This window comes from Roseofilum sp. KMC-1 (genome assembly GCF_057802075.1).
The window spans coordinates 3,410,109-3,427,605 of the sequence record NZ_CM173605.1; the positions used below are offsets into that span (position 1 = coordinate 3,410,109).

Here is a 17,497-nt window from a genome sequence, read left to right on the forward strand (position 1 = left end):
GTCTCACTGTTATTTACATTGACTATGACTGATTAATCGCAAAACTAGAGTAAGCCAACTCACTCACAGCGTGCCAACCAAAAATATCAGCTTGGAACTGTTGCCAAGACTCATAAATCTCCTTAAAAGCCGCATTGCTATTCGCTTCTTGGGTTAACAACTCCTGAGTGGCTGTACGACAAGCCGTTAAAATTTCCGGGCTGAAAGGCTGTAACTGTGTGCCTCCATCCCGAAGCCGTTTCAATGCCTGCGGATTGAGGGTATCATAGCGAGCTAAACAATGAATATTAGTATCAGCCGTGGCGCTTTTGAGAACATCTTGGTATTCTTTCGGCAACTGATTCCACTGGTTTAAATTTACCTGTAACTCAAACGTAGAGCCGGGTTCCCACCAACCAGGATAATAATAATATTGGGCCGCTTTATTCAAGCCTAACTTTTCATCATCATAGGGGCCCACCCATTCGGCTGCATCAATCGCCCCCCGCTCTAGAGCGAGGAAAATTTCGCCTCCAGGTAAGACTTGCACATTTACCCCTAAACTGGCTAAGACTTTGCCCCCAAAGCCAGGAATTCTCATTTTGAGGCCATTTAAGTCAGCGACGCTATTCACCTGACGCTTAAACCAACCCCCCATTTGTACCCCACTATTGCCCGCAGGAAAGGCAATCACATTAAAATCGGCATAGAGCTTATTCATCATCTCTAAGCCACCGCCATAGTAGAGCCAGGCATTTTGCTGTTGAGCATTGAGACCGAAGGGAACAGTAGTCCCAAAAACTAGGGCAGAATTTTTACCGATATAGTAATAACTAGCACTATGGCCACATTCGACAGTTCCCGCTTGCACGGCATCTAAAACTTGCAGTCCGGGGACAATTTCCCCAGCCGCAAAGACTTCGATGATAAACCGGCCATCGGTGATAGCTTCGACTTTTTCGGCTACCATTTTAGCTGACCCATAGAGGGTTTCTAGGGAGGTGGGCCAACTGGTGGCCATTTTCCACCGAATGTTGGGGAGAGCGCTACTGGTAGGACTGCTGCTCGTCTGGGGTGAGGTGGTTTGGGCGCTACAAGCCGCCAGAGCTAAGGTGGTAGCTGCTCCTGTGGTTGTATAGGCTAAGAGTCTACGGCGTTTCATCGGTTAAATTAATATTAAAATCGGATTGAAAAGTCCATCATACCTCTGAACCTAGGTCACTACAACAGAAACCCAAACCGTTAATCTAGAGTTCTCAGACGCTGGAGAAATTCTTGGACAACTTTTTGGGGGTTCTTTTGGCATTGCGCCATCCCATAGGAGTCAATGAGGACTATGCCATTTTGATACAATAGGCGATCGCGTTTGAGATCGAGATAGCCCGATTCAGAGTCAATTTGCAATATTCCACATTTACCTCGATCAATGACCAAAAAATAAGGACTATGCTCTAGTTGTCCATCTAAAATGGTTCGCACATGGGGATAAAATAAGACTTTTTCTCGGTGTAGAGCTTGGGCAATTTCTAATTCAGCCTGAGAAAAAAATTCTAAGCCTTGCCACTGATAGGGGGAAATTTCTGGCTCATTGAAAGATCGATCTAAACCTTCCGCATGAACCAAATGGGTATCGGTTAAATTCGTATCATTCAAATTGGTGCTACGAAAAATGGCATAGGCGGCATTACAGCGTCCTAAGTTGGTCTGATTTAAATTGGCTTCACTTAAGTCTGCTTTAATTAAGTTCGCTCCACTGACATTGGCGCGACTTAAATCTGCCCCACTTAAATTAGCCCCACTTAAATTAGCCTGAGCCAAAGAAGCCTGAAGTAAGCAAGCTCCGTTCAAATCAGCTTGCACTAAGTTAGCAAAAATCAAATTTGCCCCACTTAAATCGGCATGGGACAAACTAATATTAAATAAATAGGCACTACTGAGATTTGCTAGGGTCAAATTCGAGCCACTGAGCAAGGCCAAAAACAAATTTGCACAGCTCAAATCGGCATGGGTCAGATTAGAGTGGCTGAGATTAGCATGGGAAAAGTTAACATGAAAGAGATTGGCGCGGGCCAGATTACTCTGACTTAAATCAATACCACTTAAATCGGTGTAACTGAGATCGATCCCAGCTAAATCCAGACCGCGAAAATCTCGTTCTCCTCCCCGATAACAGTCTAAAAGGGTTTGTTTATCCATGGACAAGCACCCAAATGGTTCAGATTATGTAAACGCGATTAACTCGCTTTGGAGAGTTTAACTGTGGGTTTGTTGGGCGAGCAGTTCTAGGGCAGCTTGATATTGGGGATCGGAAGCGGTGGCGATTTGATTCCGGGCGATCGCCTGCATGGGAACGACTCGATCGGGTTTAATGCCCAACTGATTAATATCATGATGATCGGGGGTTTCATACTTGGCAATGGTTACGGCTAACCCAGAACCATCGGATAAATCAAATAAAGATTGAATTAACCCCTTACCAAAGGTGGTTTCGCCCAGTAATTGAGCGCGATCATTATCTTGGAGGGCCCCAGCAAGAATTTCACTGGCACTAGCGGTTCCATGATTGACCAAAACCACGAGCGGATCGTCAGTCAGCGCCGATCCAGTGGCCTCAAAGCTTTCTAAAACTCCTTGACGGTTAACCACATAAACAATCGTACCGCGATCGATCCATTGACGAGCAATTTCAATGCCTGCGGTTAATAATCCGCCTGGATTATTGCGTAAATCGAGGATATAGCCTGCGGCTCCTTGTTCTTCTAAACGGGCGATCGCCTGGCCGAGTTCTTGGGAGGCATAAGCATTAAACTGGGTTAAGCGCATATAGCCAATGGGAATTGAGGCAGATTGGGAGTCGATGGAGCGCAAATCGGCAACCACCGGATTTAGGGTAATATGGTCGCGGGTAATCTCCAAGGTCTCCTGCTCTTGGCGATCGCGTTCAATGGTTAAGGTGACTACCGTTCCTCTGGGGCCCCGCATCCGGTTAGCGGCCTCTTCAATAGTTAACTCATGGGTGGGAACGCCATCAATGGCTATGATGCGATCGCGCGGCTGAAGTCCGGCCATTTCTGCGGGCGATCCGGCGATCGGTGCAATCACCGTCAACAGACCCGTTTGAGCATCCAAAGCAATTTGTAAACCTACGCCACTCAACTCTCCCGAAGTCGTCACCTGCAAGCTGCGATAGGATTCTGGAGGTAAAAACCGGGTAAAGGGATCATCTAAACTCTTGAGCATTTGGTCAATGGCCGCGTAGGTCTCCTCACGAGTCCTGAGCGGCTTTTTCAGAGCCTTCTGGCGCACAAACCACCAATTTTGATGATTAAAGGTCTCATCCAAATAAGACCGATTCACAATGCGCCAGACCTCATTATAGAGCTTCTGTTCTTGAGTCAGAGCATAGGCCGGGGAGATCCAACCCCCAAGGGCGATCGCCAGATACAAAACCAGAAAACATACCACCCCAAAAAATCGCTTTACCATCACCTGTTTTATCATTACTTTGGCTATGTTACATTTCTATAAGAGCGCATTAATCTTTGATAGGATCGTTAACCGCATGTTTACCAAGCAGGTAAGAGACTCAAAAACCTTTCAATGGTTTCAAGAACGTTTGGAGATCCAAGCCATCTCCGACGACATCACCAGTAAATACGTCCCTCCTCACGTTAATATCTTCTACTGTCTCGGTGGAATTACCCTCGTGTGCTTCCTAATCCAGTTTGCCACGGGATTCGCCATGACCTTCTACTACAAACCCACGGTAGCTGAAGCCTTCAGCTCCATTCAATACATCATGAATGAAGTCAGCTTTGGATGGTTAATCCGCTCCATCCACCGTTGGTCTGCCAGTATGATGGTACTGATGATGATTTTGCACATCTTCCGAGTTTACCTTACCGGAGGCTTCAAAAAACCCCGCGAGCTAACTTGGGTAACCGGAGTTGTCCTAGCGGTCATCACCGTAACCTTCGGAGTCACCGGCTATTCTCTACCTTGGGATCAGGTCGGATATTGGGCCGTTAAAATCGTAAGTGGTGTTCCTGCTGCTGTTCCTGTGGTTGGAGACCTCGTAGTTGAACTGATGCGAGGTGGTGAAAGTGTAGGTCAAGCCACCCTAACCCGCTTCTATAGCCTTCATATTTTCGTCCTTCCTTGGTCGATCGCCGTCTTCATGTTGGCTCACTTCTTAATGATTCGTAAACAAGGGATCTCTGGCCCCTTGTAAAGCGCCCAACACTAGGTGATGGGGGAATGGGGGGACGCTCCACCTGGAGATTACCCCCGACTGCCCACTCCCAACTGCCTCGATATAATCATCCCATTTACTCATTTGTTGAACTATGTCCATTCAAAAGCCACCCACCTTATCCGATCCCAAGCTCCGGGAAAAACTCGCCCAAGGCATGGGCCATAATTACTATGGTGAACCCGCTTGGCCCAATGACCTGCTGTATACTTTCCCCGTTGTAATTGTGGGAACCCTCGGCTGTATCGTTGCCTTAGCGGTACTCGATCCCGCCTTTATCGGCGAACCTGCCGATCCCTTCGCTACTCCTCTGGAAATTTTGCCAGAGTGGTACTTCTATCCCGTATTCCAAATCCTGAGAACGGTTCCCAATAAACTGTTGGGTGTTGTCATGATGGCTTCCGTTCCCCTTGGCTTAATCCTAGTTCCTTTTATCGAAAGCGTGAACAAGTTCCAAAATCCGTTCCGTCGTCCTGTGGCAACTGCGGTGTTCCTGTTTGGAACCCTGGTTACCCTATGGTTAGGTGTTGGAGCTGCTTTCCCCATCGATAAATCTCTGACCTTGGGATTATTCTAAATTCTGAATCCTTTTTTTTCTAAGCACCGGTAGGGGAACTGGCGATCGCTCGATCTTTAGCTCCTCTGCCGGTGTTTAAGTTATTTACTAATTATTTAGAAGAATGGCCAAACCCGCAGATATTGGCAGCAAACGCTTGATTGGATTGAATCCCGATCGCTGGGTAGAATGGGTAACACAAATGCCTGACCTCCAGTACATTGGTATGGAGTCCACCAGCTTTGAATGGGTGAGCCGCCAAACTGATGTTTTATTGAGAGTCCGGTCTCCCCAACAGGGAGAATTTCTCGTCGTCAATGAGTTGCAACTGTACTACAACGCTCAAATGCCCAGGCGGATGCAAGCCTATGCCGCCCTCGCCGAAGAGAAATACCAACTTCCTGTATACCCGGTATTAGTCAATCTGCTCAAACCCGACGGAAAGCAACCCATTCCCACTCGTTACGAATCGGAATTTGGGGGTTTGCAGGCACTACGAGAATACAAAGTCATCAATCTTTGGGAAATCGAAGTGCAAACGGTTCTCAACCCTCCCATTCGCCCCCTGATTCCCTTTGTGCCCTTGCTCAAAGATGGTAACCAAGAACTCGTGGTGCAAGAAGCGGTGCGAATTTTGAGAGCCGATGAACAGTTGCAAGACTTCGAGACGTTGCTCGGTTTTTTTGCTAATTTTGTATTGGACACCAATCTAGTTAAACAAATTCTGAGGTGGGATATGTCGGTACTAGAAGCATCACCTTTATACCGAGAATTACTGGAACAGGCGAGAAAAACGGTTTTACAACAAGGTATTGAACAAGGTATTGAACAAGAGCGCCGAAAAACGGTGGAAAACTTGATGAGGTTGCGTTTTCAGACCATTGACTCTGAATTAGAGGAGATTGTACCCAAACTGGTCGCTTTGCCGACTGAAGAAGTGTTTTCCTTGATGTTGCAAAAGTCTCGGCAAGAGTTACTGGAGCAATTTAGAGATCGCAATTGACTTAGGATTTTTTCATTAAATCAGCCGACGATCGGAATTAGACTGAATACCCCATAGAGCAAGAAAACTGCTGTATCTTCCATAACTGAGACTCCGAATCCCATGGTTCAAACTCCCCCTATCCCCCAAACTCTCTATCCAGAAACTGATGGATTACCTATGGCTGAAAATACGGTTCAATATCGCTGGATTGTTCGCTTGGTGAGCAATTTAAGGCGCTTATTTGCTAACCAAAATGTTTTTGTGGCTGGCGATTTATTCTGGTATCCCGTCCAGGTGGAAGCTCCTCCGGTTCCCGTGCAAGCTCCGGATGCGATGGTGGTTTTTGGCCGACCTGGGGGCGATCGCAAAAGCTATAAACAATGGGAGGAAGATAATATTGCTCCTCAAGTGGTGTTTGAGATTTTATCCCCCAGTAATTCCCGTAATGAAATGATGGCGAAACAAAGGTTTTATCAAAAATATGGGGTGCTGGAGATGTTTTTTTATGACCCAGAATCCCGTGATTTTTGGGGATTTGTACGGGGGAGTGAAGGGGAAGAGTTTAGGTTAATTACGCCTCTGAATTTACCCTGGAATTCGCCCTTGTTACAAATCCGTTTTGAGTGGTTGGGGGAGGATTTAGCGGTATTTTATCCGAATGGGGAACCGTTCCAAGACCCAGAGGAGGTGATGGAAGAGCGCGATCGCATTCAACAAGAGCGCGATCGCGCATTTGCTAAACTGCAAGAACTCGGCATCGACCCCAACCAACTTTAAAATGGAACAGTAAAATGACAAGAGGATGGGGAGATGTTCAGACAACTTCGGCGCTGGTTGAATCAAGTTTGGCAGTGGTTTAAGGGTTTATTCTCTTCCTCCCCTAGCTCCTCAACTAATACCCCAACGACTGAGCCGACAGATACGGACTATGAAATGCAGTTTATGTCCTTTCTAGAGGGTGTGGATCGGGGGAAAAGCCAAGTCCTTCAAGAATGGGAAAAGTTAAAACAGGACTATTCAGAAGAGCAATGGATCGCTTGGTTAAAACGCTTTGGCCAAAAAGTCACCCAAAGTTCAGAACCCAATGAAGAATTGGCACAGCGCCTGCTCCGCTTAGGGGAAGTCGGTTGTGGTGAATTGGGAGCAGTGGCTCAAGCAATTGGGGAACAGTTACAACCCGCCAGTCCTAAAATGGCTTTAGATGAGGATAATCCTCAAGTTTGGTTCGATCGCGGTAAACAATTACTCGATGAAGCCGATCAAAAGGCCTTAGAAGCCTTCGATCGCACCCTGGAACTAGACCCCAATCACGATCGCGCAGCCATTAATCGCGGGAATGCGCTGATGAACTTGGGCCGCCATGAAGAGGCGATCGCCGCCTATGACCATGCCTTAGAATTAAACCCGAATGCCGATCTAGCTTGGGCAAATCGCGGCAATGTATTCTTTGATCTTGAAGATTATGAACAGGCGATCGCCAGTTGGGACAGAGCGCTAGAATTAAATCCTAAAGATCTCGAAACTTGGCATAATAAAGGCATCGTTCTAGGGGTCAAACTCAATCGATTTGAAGAAGCCCTCAGTTGTTTTGACCAAACCCTGGCACTGCAACCGGAGGATGTACAAACCTGGTTTAATCGAGGGATTGTCTTAGCTGCCTTAGATCGATGGGAAGATGCTCTAAAAAGCTGGAGTCGAGCAACCGATCTGCAACCGGATTTTCAGGATGCTTGGATTAATCAAGGGGTCGCATTGCAAAAATTAGGTCGCTATGCAGAGGCGATCGCCGCTAATCAACAGGCGATTAATCCTAATCCGTAGGGATTGGGATAAAATACCTGTATTTGTCAGTGGATTAACTGTTTTACTCCCCAATTACCCTTATTTGTCAGCGACCATCTCCATGAATGACTCGGTATTAGATGTTTGTAACCTCACAGTTGAATTCAAGACGGATGAAAAAGTGATTCAAGCGGTCGATCGCATTACTTTCTCAGTCAAGCGAGGACAAACCCTAGGCATTGTGGGAGAATCGGGATCGGGAAAATCGGTGACTTCCCTGGCGATTATGGATCTGATTCCCCAACCTCCGGGAAATATCGCTAGTGGTGAGATTTGGTTTCATCCTCCGGAGGGCGATCGCCTGAATTTGCGGGATCTTTCCCCACAACAGATGCAACGGTATCGGGGAAGCCAAATCTCGATGATTTTTCAGGAACCGATGAGTTCCTTAAATCCGGTGTATACGATTGGCTTTCAATTGATTGAAGCCCTACGATTTCATCAATCGATTTCCCCTTCAGAAGCCAGACGACAGGCGATCGCTCTGTTGCAAGAGGTGCAATTGTTGCCCAAGGATGAGATTTTAGAACCACAAATAGTCGGTGAATTTACGGAGCCACCCGGCGATCGCCAACGGCAATCTGCAATCAATCGCCACAAACAAGCCATCCTCGATCGCTATCCCCATGAACTCTCCGGCGGCCAATTGCAACGGGTGATGATTGCCATGGCCATCTCTTGCAACCCTACCCTATTACTTGCCGATGAACCCACCACAGCCTTAGATGTTACCGTGCAAGCCACGATCCTGAATCTCCTGCGGGACTTGCAAAAAGCTAGGGGCATGTCTCTGATTTTTATTACCCATGACTTAAGCGTAATCGCTGAAATCGCCGACAATGTGGTAGTCATGTATCAAGGGCAAATCGTTGAATCTGGCTCCGTTCTCGATATTTTTTCCCGCCCCCAACATCCCTACACCCAAGGTCTCTTAGCCTGTCGCCCTCGACCCGATTTACGCTTAAAATACTTGCCCACCGTGGCTGATTTTCTGGAACAAAAGTCTGCTGAAAGTGTCACAAAAGTTACCGAAATTAATCCCCAGGAAGTCGAACAGCGCCTAGAAAAACTCTATCAACAATCCCCCCTCATGGTGGTGAAAGACCTGAAAGTGGGCTTTCCCAGGAAAGGCATCTGGGGACAAACCCAACGCTATACCATGGCGGTCAATGGGGTATCCTTTGAAGTCTATCCGGGGGAAACATTAGGCTTAGTCGGAGAATCCGGTTGTGGCAAAACCACCCTAGCGCGGACGCTCTTACAGTTGGTTCCTTCCATGGGTGGGATGATAGCCTTTGAAGGTGAAGAACTGCAATCTTTAAGCACTAAGGCTTTGCGCTACTTTCGCCGACAAATGCAGATTGTGTTTCAAGACCCCTATAGCTCTTTAGATCCGAGGATGTCTATTGGGGATGCAGTGATGGAGCCGTTGGTGATTCATCAGGAGTTGGAATCTGGGTCTAAACGACGCGATAAAACTCCGTTTCGCTGGCGCGACCGCGTGCGGTATCTTTTAGAGAGGGTAGGCCTCGATCCCAGTTGGATGAGTCGCTATCCCCATGAGTTTTCTGGAGGACAGCGCCAAAGGGTCTGTATTGCCCGCGCTCTGGCGTTGAATCCTAAGTTTATTATTTGTGATGAGTCCGTGTCTGCGTTAGATGTCTCGGTACAAGCGCAGGTGTTGAACCTGTTGAAAGAGCTACAAGACGAGTTTAACCTAACCTATATTTTCATTTCCCATGACTTAAGCGTAGTCAAGTTTATGAGCGATCGCATCATGGTTATGAATCGCGGTAAAGTAGAAGAAATTGGCCCCTCTGAGCAAATTTACAACCATCCCAGCCAAGAATACACCCGCCAACTGATTGCAGCCATTCCCACCGGGAGTTTAGAGAACATTAAACAGCGCCAAAACGCCCCCGGTTAACTTCTGATGATGCTCACCCTAGAAATAGAGAACTGGCAACAACTCGAACAAGATTTAAGAACCCAAGTCCTCACTCAACCTGCTGAACTCATCGAAACTACTCCCTATGGTGAAAAATACAGCGCTTTGCGCTGTAATTGTAGGGGCGGGTTATACCCAAATCTTGTAGACTGACAACTATTGCAAGTAAACCCGCACGAACCCACCATGTCTCCTAGGTCGCTCGTGGAGGGAAAGAAACCGGGTTTCTGGGACAAGTTTTTTGAAAAACGAGTCGGTGGAAGCAACCCGGTTTCTGGCTGGTGGGGTAAAATCAGAGTGGCAGATCCTACCCGGTGCGTGGCGATGGATGAACAACGAGCGCAAGCCTATCTCTCCCTGATTCAAGAACTCCTCGACTGTGACAGTGGGGAGGAAGTGGCGATATTGAGTGCTAATCCGGAACTGGTGGATGCGGGGTTGGTGCAGGTGATGCGTGCAGAAGCAGACAAGAGGGCACAACAGGGGCGGGGGAATGCCGGGTGGTTGCGGAATTTTGCCCAAAAAATAGAAACGGCTAATTATGAGTTGCCACGGCTAGAAATAAAACTGACAGCAGATGCTCTATTGCAGCAGGGTTTTCAACAGTATGAACATTCTGAATATTCCCAAGCCTGGGAATCTTTGCAACAGTCTCTCGCATTGTATGAAGCAATCGGGGATAAGGCTAACATCGCTTTATGTTGGGGACAGTTAGGTTCTGTTCAGCGAAATCGCGGCAACTGGGATGAGGCGGAGCGTCTGTATCAGCAATCTTTGGCATTGAGAACCGAATTGGGCGATCGCTCCGGTATGGCAGCCGTTTGGGGAGTGTTGGGAGATATCCAGAAACTTCGCGGCAACTGGGATGAGGCGGAGCGTCTGTATCAGCAATGTTTGGCAATTGAAACCGAATTGGGCGATCGCTCCGGGATGGCATCCTCTTGGGGAGTGTTGGGAGATATCCAGCGAAATCGCGGCAACTGGGATGAGGCGGAGCGTCTGTATCAGCAATGTTTGGCATTGAGAACCGAATTGGGCGATCGCGCGGGGATGGCATCCTCTTGGGGACTGTTGGGAGATATCCAGCGAAATCGCGGCAACTGGGATGAGGCGGAGCGTCTGTATCAGCAATCTTTGGCATTGAGAACCGAATTGGGCGATCGCGCGGGGATGGCAACCTCTTGGGGACTGTTGGGAGATATCCAGCGAAATCGCGGCAACTGGGATGAGGCGGAGCGTCTGTATCAGCAATGTTTGGCATTGAGAACCGAATTGGGCGATCGCGCGGGGATGGCAACCTCTTGGGGAGTGTTGGGAGATATCCAGCGAAATCGCGGCAACTGGGATGAGGCGGAGCGTCTGTATCAGCAATCTTTGGCATTGAGTACCGAATTGGGCGATCGCGCGGGGATGGCAACCTCTTGGGGAGTGTTGGGAGATATCCAGCGAAATCGCGGCAACTGGGATGAGGCGGAGCGTCTGTATCAGCAATCTTTGGCATTGAGAACCGAATTGGGCGATCGCGCGGGGATGGCAACCTCTTGGGGACTGTTGGGAGATATCCAGCGAAATCGCGGCAACTGGGATGAGGCGGAGCGTCTGTATCAGCAATCTTTGGCATTGAGAACCGAATTGGGCGATCGCGCGGGGATGGCAACCTCTTGGGGACTGTTGGGAGATATCCAGCGAAATCGCGGCAACTGGGATGAGGCGGAGCGTCTGTTTCAGCAATGCTTGGCAATTGAAACCGAATTGGGCGATCGCTCCGGGATGGCCTACAGTTACAATAGTATGGCATTTGTCTATAAAGGGTTAAACCAAATCCCCGAAGCTCTCCTCGCATGGAGGGCGGGTTTAGCCGCTTGTCCCCCAAACCGATTCCCTGTAGAAGCCTTACGTCTCGCTCGGAACTTAGGCGATACCGCCTTTGATACTCAAGACTGGGAAACTGCCATCTATGGCTATGAAGCAGCCATCACCGCCGTAGAAACCAGTTGCACTTTCGCCGCATCCAACCAGGAAAAACAAAAACGCCGCACCGCTCAAATCGGAGTTTATGAGAAACTGGTACAAGCCTGCATCAATAGCGGCGATATCGGTAGAGCCTTAGCCAGTGTGGAACGCAGCAAATCCCGCAACCTCATCGAACTTCTGGCAAACCGGGAACTCTATCCCAAAGGCGATATTCCCCCAGAAATCCTCACCCAACTGGATACCCTGCGTCGGGAAGTCACTGCCAAACAGCAATTGTTGGAAACTTTGGATCGTCCCCAACCTCCCCTTCAAAAGGGGGGGCAAGAAAACTCAGAACCCCCCTTAGAAAGGGGGGCAGGGGGGATCTCTCTGGGGCAACGGGGCAGCAGCAGTAGTGGTTTGACTCCTGATGCCATTGAGACGATTCGCCAAGAATATCAAAAGGCAGAACAAAAGTTAAACAAACTCCTGGATATCATCAAAACCTATGACCCCACTTTTTCCCTGACGCAGCGAGTGGAACCCATCAAATTTTCTGAGATTCAGGGTTTACTGGACGAACATACTGCCCTAATTGAGTGGTATTGTACCCGCGAGCAGATTTATGCCTTTGTGGTGACGGGTGGAGATCCCCCCCAACCCCCCCTTAAAAAGGGGGGGCTAAGAGACTCAGAACCCCCCTTGGAAAGGGGGGCAGGGGGGATCTCAGTGTGGATTTCCACCCCAGAAGCCTATACCCAATTACAAGAACTCCGCCAAACCTATCTCGACACCTATGCCCAGAAAAAATCCGACTGGGAAGAGCAATTTAATCACTACCTGCATCGTCTCGCGGATATCCTGCATATATCAGAACTGATTGCCCCCCTGACGGACAAATATCGCCAACTGATTTTAGTGCCCTATCGGGACTTGCACCTATTTCCCCTGCATATTTTACCCCTGGACAACAGCAGCAACCCGCCATATTTAATGGATAAATTTGCCGATGGGGTAAAATATGCCCCCAGTTGTCAATTTTTGCAAAAAGTATCCCGCCGCAACCGCAAAACCACCTCAAGCCAGCGCCTCTTTGCTATCCAAAATCCCACGGAAGATTTAGCTTATGCCGACTTAGAAGTAGAGGCAATTTTACCAAAATTCCCCACCACTCCCCGCCATCTCGCCCGCCAGCAAGCCAGCAAAACCGCCCTCCAGGAACCCAACACCGTCAAGGATTTGCGCGAGGCAGAATATGTCCATTTTGCCGGACATGGGGCGTTTAACTTTGCCAGTCCCTTACTATCTCCTTTAGTCTTAGCGGGAGCGGTGGTAAAACATAAAGACGGGCAACCGGAATCATCACCCAGGGAACAATCAAGGGAAGAATTAACCGCCAATACTCGATATATTCCCTGGCGCAAAGGTAAAACCCTGGATTTAACCTTATGTTACACCTTGGGGGAATTATTCCAGCTTGATTTACCCACCTGTCGCTTAGTGATTCTCTCCGCGTGCGAAACCGGGTTAATGGACTTTTCCCCACAGTTAGAAGAATACATCAGTTTAGGACTGGGTTTCCTCTATGCCGGAGCCACCAACGTGATTTGCAGCCTCTGGGCAGTGAATGACTTATCCACGGCGATTTTAATGGTAAAATTTTATGAGGAAATGCAGACTCAACCCTCGATTGCTCTGGCTTTAAAGCAGGCGCAACAGTGGATGAGAACGGTGACGAAACAGAAGTTAACTGAGTGGTTAAACCCCCCGGCTGAAGATTTAACTGCCCCGGCTAAAAAAAAGCTGCGGGAGAATCTCTATTTAGGTTTCAAGCAGCCTGACTATCAACCCTATCAACACCCAATACATTGGGGAGCATTTTGTGCCATTGGCGTTTAATTTTTTGGTGGTGTATAAAATTGACCCATTCTGTGATATAGTGAAAATGCACGGTGAATAATGTTAGTTTAGCCATATATTGCGAGTACGCAATCAGCAATCTGCAATAATATCGAAAATGAACACCAAGCATCTGTAGGGGCGAAGCATTCGGGCGGAGAATCTCTCGCGACAAACCGAGAATTTATGACCCGAATGCTTCGCCCTGCCAAGAGTCAATTGTCGGGTGGGCAATGTCCCCGAAAATTATCGGTTTAGATAATCACTTTGGGCATGGCCCACCCGACATTTTCTGTTATAATACATAAATTTAGTGGTTCAAAAAGGCTCTAAAGACGGGATAATTATGAAAGACTCAACCGAAACCCTGCTCATGTTAGCGCAACTGCTGGAAACGGAACCTTCCATATTACCCAAAACAGCCTATCAATCAGTCCAGCAATTAGCCACGGAGTTGGTAAGTCTCCCGGAAACAGATACAGAGGAAGCGGCGGCAAAAATTATTACTTGGATGCAGCAATTTCCCCAAGAGCTAACAACTTTTGAAAATGCTCTTGCTTTTGAAAATGCTCTTGCCAAACTGCGCGGACAAGTGGGTGAAATTGAGGAGCCAAATAACCAGGAAATGCAGTACACGATTCCCAATTTCCAAATCATCGAATCAGGAGAAACGACTGTGGCTGAGGTGATTCTCATTGCTCCGGGTTCATCTGCTCCCAAAATGTCTCTGTTTCTCTATGTTCGCCAAAGTTTAACAACATGGATCGGAAAGAATCAATAGCCAACCGGGTTTATGCTCCTAATTTACATCTGTTTGCCTTTCATCTGTGGCGAGGATTAACGGGTAAAACCGATTCCACCGCCCCAAATCCACATTTTTTGTGGCAAAAGGGTGATGAAATACTGGAAAATTTAGGGTTTGAGGAACGGCTTAAACTCTATGGTTATCATCATCCGGAGGAAAAATCAGAACCTGTGGGGGCGGTGGTGAATCTCTATCCCGATAAGTCGGTGAAGTTACAGGGTAAACTCGCCGATAATGACCTAGAAATTACTGGGAGAATATTTGCCCATCGGTTGTATGATAGTTATAGCTTAACGGTGAATTTCCGGCGAGATGAGGAAGTCAACGGGGAAAAAACTGCTGATGTAGAGATTTCTTTCTGGCGAAATTTGAACCAGCAAGTCAATCAGCAAAGGATATTTTTGCCGGAGTTTGTCCAAAGTTCATTAGGACAAACCCTGTTGTTGACGGCGTTTCTCCCCCAGGAATATCAAGAGCCATCGGAGGCAAGTGTAACAGAGTTTGTCCAACGGTGTTTAAGGCAGTTGATTCCCGAATCAAAAAACCGTCCACCTTTGCACAAAATGGGGGAATTGTTTGGCAGCCCGATTTTTGAGTTTGGCGGGCAAATTTTGGATTTTGACTCCCACGGGGAACCGGATGTTACCGCTCATGTGTTAATTTGGTTGTTTCGGGAAGAGTTACCGAGTAAAAAGTTTGTGGCGGCTTATCGGCAATTTATCGATTTATTTTACTATCGCAATAAGATTTTATCGGCTTATCGAGATAGCCGCTTGCTGTATAGAAAAATCTATGCTGAATATACAGATTTAGAGAAACAAGTCAAGGATTTTCGATATTTATTGGTGCAGAAACCCAAGGATATAGAGTTAAGCAATGAGCAGTTAAAAAACCTGAAAACGGTGTTAAAGGAATTGGCGGCGTTGGATTTGGAATATGCGCGGTTGTTGCGGAATTACAAGCATAACCGAAATACGATCGCCATCAATACCAAAAATTACGAAGTGACGTTAGGGGCGATTCTTCGCCAACTCCAGGATAAGGATCATGCTGTGCAACCGGAGGAACTGGAGTTTTTCCGCGAGTTTACCTGTGTTACTGCTCCCTATTTTCAAACTCGTATCGCTGACGAAATTAACTATTTTGTGGAGGGTTCCAGTTTAGCGGATAAAGCTATTGCCTCGATTCGTGGGATTGTGGAGATTGAGCAAACGCAACGCGATCGCAGTTTACAGGAACAAAACCAACAACTCCAAGACCAAATTCAGGCTATTGGTATGGGAATCGCCGTGGGTGCGATCGTTGCATCCACCTCCACCCTCATCTTCCAGGAACCCTGGACATTTCCCTGGCAAGAGCATCACGGCGATCGCCTCCATCCCTTTATCATCGCCGTTCTCGCCAGCTTGATCTCTGCTGGCTTAGTCTGGGCAATCTTCCAACGCAAGACCTGGTGCAGAGCGGTAAAATGGATCGGACGCATAGTTGGGGGGCGATCGGGTCACAAAAATCCTTAATATCAAGTTAATATTTGTATCATAAAGCAAAAAGCCCTGAGAGTTAAAGAGCGATTGCAACAAGCCAATTCGGGAATAGTTAATTGTTAATTGTTAATTGATATGAGTGTCGCGCGTACCATTTGTCTTGGTTTCTTAGCCGTCATTGCGATCGGTACATTTTTATTAATGTTACCCTTTGCTATTACCCCAGAGGGTGTTACCACCATTGACGGGCCCCTAGATTATGTAATGAAGGCCCTATTTACCTCCACCTCCTCCGTCTGCGTCACCGGATTATCTATCGTCGATGTGGGGAAATTCTACTCCTTTTGGGGACAATTATTCCTGTGCTTGCTCTGTCAAGTGGGTGGCTTAGGCTACATGACCGCAACTACCTTTCTACTATTATTGTTAGGGCGACAATTAGGCTTGAGGGATAAACTCGCCATTCAGCAATCCCTAGATACCCAAGGGATGGAAGGGGTAGGGCAGTTGGTGCGATCGATTATTGCCGTCACCTTAATTTGTGAGATTACCGGTATTTTCTGCTTATGGCAAGTTTTTCAATCCGATTATGGCGATGCTCAAGGATTCTGGTTAGCCGTTTTTCACAGTGTTAGTGCCTTTAATAATGCCGGATTTAGCTTGTTTAGTGATAGCCTCTCTTCCTATGCCACATCCACCCCCTTAGTAGCTGTGATTACTGCCTTAATCATCGTTGGGGGCATTGGCTATCAAGTGATTATGGAGTTATATACTTGGTTTTATCGCCGTGTCATTAAGCGCAATCAAGGGTTTAATTTTTCTTTGCATTTCAAGATTGTCACCAGTACCACAATTGCCTTATTACTGATCGGTACACTCGCCTTCTTACAGACAGAGTTTTATAACCCAGCAACCTTAGAACCCCTGAATTTATGGGAAAAAATTCTGGCAGCTTGGTTCCAGTCGGTGACCACGAGAACGGCTGGATTTAATACCATTGATATTGGTAAAATGACCACAACTTCCTTGTTTATTACCATTCTCTTAATGTTTATTGGTGCTAGTCCCGGCAGTACCGGAGGAGGAATTAAAACCACCACGTTTAGAATATTACTCAGTGCCACCAGAGCCGCTTTGCAAGAGCGCGAAGAAGTGTTATGTTACAAGCGCCAAATTCCCAATATTTTATTGATTAAGGCAGTAGGGGTAATCGTTGCTTCTTTGTTTGTAATTATTTGTGGCACAATCTTAGTTAGTGTGGGTTCTCAAGGCATCGATTTTTTACCTATTCTTTTTGAAGTCGTTTCTGCTTTTGCTACCGTTGGTTTATCTACAGGAATTACGGCGAGTCTATCTCAGTTTGCTAAGTTGGTTATCATTTTAATTATGTATATTGGTCGGGTCGGGATTTTGTTACTGATGGCTTCATTTTATCAAAATACAAAACCCAAGGTAATTCGCTATTCTGAAGAAGACTTATTAATTGGATGACTCGATGGGGAAAACTATTGGATTTCATGTTGTTGAGCTTCATTGAGCATGGTATCCTTAACGGCTAAAAGACCCGATCCTCAATGCCTTTCCACCACTGGCCGAGTTTCATCAGATCTTGGTGAATTTCGGTTAATTGCTCCATGTACTCTTGGGGTTCGAGTTCGTGGCGACGCTCTTGTAGCTTTTTTAAGCGTAACTGGACGAGCAACCAGGGTTTTGAGATGCCATCGGTGGCTTCTATATAGCGAGCTAAGGATTGACTGTTCACGATCGCACACTCCTCAAGGATAAAACACTAAT

15 protein-coding genes are annotated in these 17,497 nt (G+C 47.2%); 11 read left to right on the plus strand and 4 right to left on the minus strand.

All coding sequences use genetic code 11. The annotated features are described in order from the left end of the window. Window positions 1-22 precede the first annotated feature (22 nt). The 3 genes from AC3FZD_RS15705 to ctpA form a co-directional block, all read right to left on the minus strand. Entirely contained in the window at window positions 23-1,141 is a 1,119-nt protein-coding gene (locus AC3FZD_RS15705) for a TRAP transporter substrate-binding protein (protein WP_488736938.1), read from the minus strand. Between the two features lie 80 nt (window positions 1,142-1,221). Continuing rightward, window positions 1,222-2,175, minus strand: coding sequence for a pentapeptide repeat-containing protein (locus tag AC3FZD_RS15710; protein WP_488736939.1), 954 nt, complete (start codon window positions 2,173-2,175; stop codon window positions 1,222-1,224). 57 nt (window positions 2,176-2,232) lie between these two features. Then, complete coding sequence (gene ctpA, locus AC3FZD_RS15715) at window positions 2,233-3,465, minus strand: carboxyl-terminal processing protease CtpA (RefSeq protein ID WP_488736940.1); 1,233 nt, start codon at window positions 3,463-3,465, stop codon at window positions 2,233-2,235. A gap of 76 nt (window positions 3,466-3,541) precedes the next feature. On the opposite strand from ctpA, the gene petB reads away from it, so the two are divergent. From petB to AC3FZD_RS15770, 11 genes are all read left to right on the plus strand, one after another. Then, window positions 3,542-4,210, plus strand: coding sequence for a cytochrome b6 (gene petB, locus AC3FZD_RS15720; RefSeq protein ID WP_283753927.1), 669 nt, complete (start codon window positions 3,542-3,544; stop codon window positions 4,208-4,210). 115 nt (window positions 4,211-4,325) lie between these two features. Next, on the plus strand, window positions 4,326-4,808 hold the full coding sequence (gene petD, locus AC3FZD_RS15725; RefSeq protein WP_488736941.1) for a cytochrome b6-f complex subunit IV: 483 nt from the start codon (window positions 4,326-4,328) through the stop codon (window positions 4,806-4,808). A 103-nt stretch (window positions 4,809-4,911) separates the two neighbouring features. Further along, window positions 4,912-5,790 carry an Rpn family recombination-promoting nuclease/putative transposase gene (locus AC3FZD_RS15730; RefSeq protein ID WP_488736942.1) on the plus strand — a complete coding sequence of 293 codons (879 nt, stop codon included), beginning with the start codon at window positions 4,912-4,914 and terminating at the stop codon, window positions 5,788-5,790. Window positions 5,791-5,892: 102 nt separating this feature from the next. Then, on the plus strand, window positions 5,893-6,549 hold the full coding sequence (locus AC3FZD_RS15735) for a Uma2 family endonuclease (protein ID WP_488736943.1): 657 nt from the start codon (window positions 5,893-5,895) through the stop codon (window positions 6,547-6,549). A gap of 33 nt (window positions 6,550-6,582) precedes the next feature. Next, on the plus strand, window positions 6,583-7,593 hold the full coding sequence (locus AC3FZD_RS15740; protein WP_488736944.1) for a tetratricopeptide repeat protein: 1,011 nt from the start codon (window positions 6,583-6,585) through the stop codon (window positions 7,591-7,593). A gap of 82 nt (window positions 7,594-7,675) precedes the next feature. Beyond that, complete coding sequence (locus AC3FZD_RS15745) at window positions 7,676-9,541, plus strand: ABC transporter ATP-binding protein (RefSeq protein ID WP_488736945.1); 1,866 nt, start codon at window positions 7,676-7,678, stop codon at window positions 9,539-9,541. A gap of 6 nt (window positions 9,542-9,547) precedes the next feature. Further along, window positions 9,548-9,715: a hypothetical protein gene (locus AC3FZD_RS15750; RefSeq protein WP_488736946.1), complete on the plus strand. Its 168-nt coding sequence runs from the start codon at window positions 9,548-9,550 to the stop codon at window positions 9,713-9,715. Between the two features lie 171 nt (window positions 9,716-9,886). Beyond that, a complete protein-coding gene (locus AC3FZD_RS15755; protein ID WP_488740360.1) occupies window positions 9,887-13,414 on the plus strand; it encodes a CHAT domain-containing protein in 3,528 nt (1,175 codons plus the stop codon). A 346-nt stretch (window positions 13,415-13,760) separates the two neighbouring features. After that, entirely contained in the window at window positions 13,761-14,195 is a 435-nt protein-coding gene (locus AC3FZD_RS15760) for a hypothetical protein (protein WP_488736947.1), read from the plus strand. Then, window positions 14,174-15,736 (plus strand): hypothetical protein, encoded by a 1,563-nt coding sequence (locus AC3FZD_RS15765; RefSeq protein WP_488736948.1) that lies wholly within the window; start codon window positions 14,174-14,176, stop codon window positions 15,734-15,736. Before AC3FZD_RS15760 ends, AC3FZD_RS15765 begins: the two co-directional genes overlap by 22 nt. 102 nt (window positions 15,737-15,838) lie before the next feature. After that, window positions 15,839-17,194, plus strand: coding sequence for a TrkH family potassium uptake protein (locus tag AC3FZD_RS15770; protein WP_488736949.1), 1,356 nt, complete (start codon window positions 15,839-15,841; stop codon window positions 17,192-17,194). Between the two features lie 64 nt (window positions 17,195-17,258). Here the strand turns inward: AC3FZD_RS15770 and AC3FZD_RS15775 are convergent, their stop codons facing one another. After that, a complete protein-coding gene (locus tag AC3FZD_RS15775; RefSeq protein WP_488736950.1) occupies window positions 17,259-17,465 on the minus strand; it encodes a hypothetical protein in 207 nt (68 codons plus the stop codon). Window positions 17,466-17,497 lie beyond the last annotated feature (32 nt).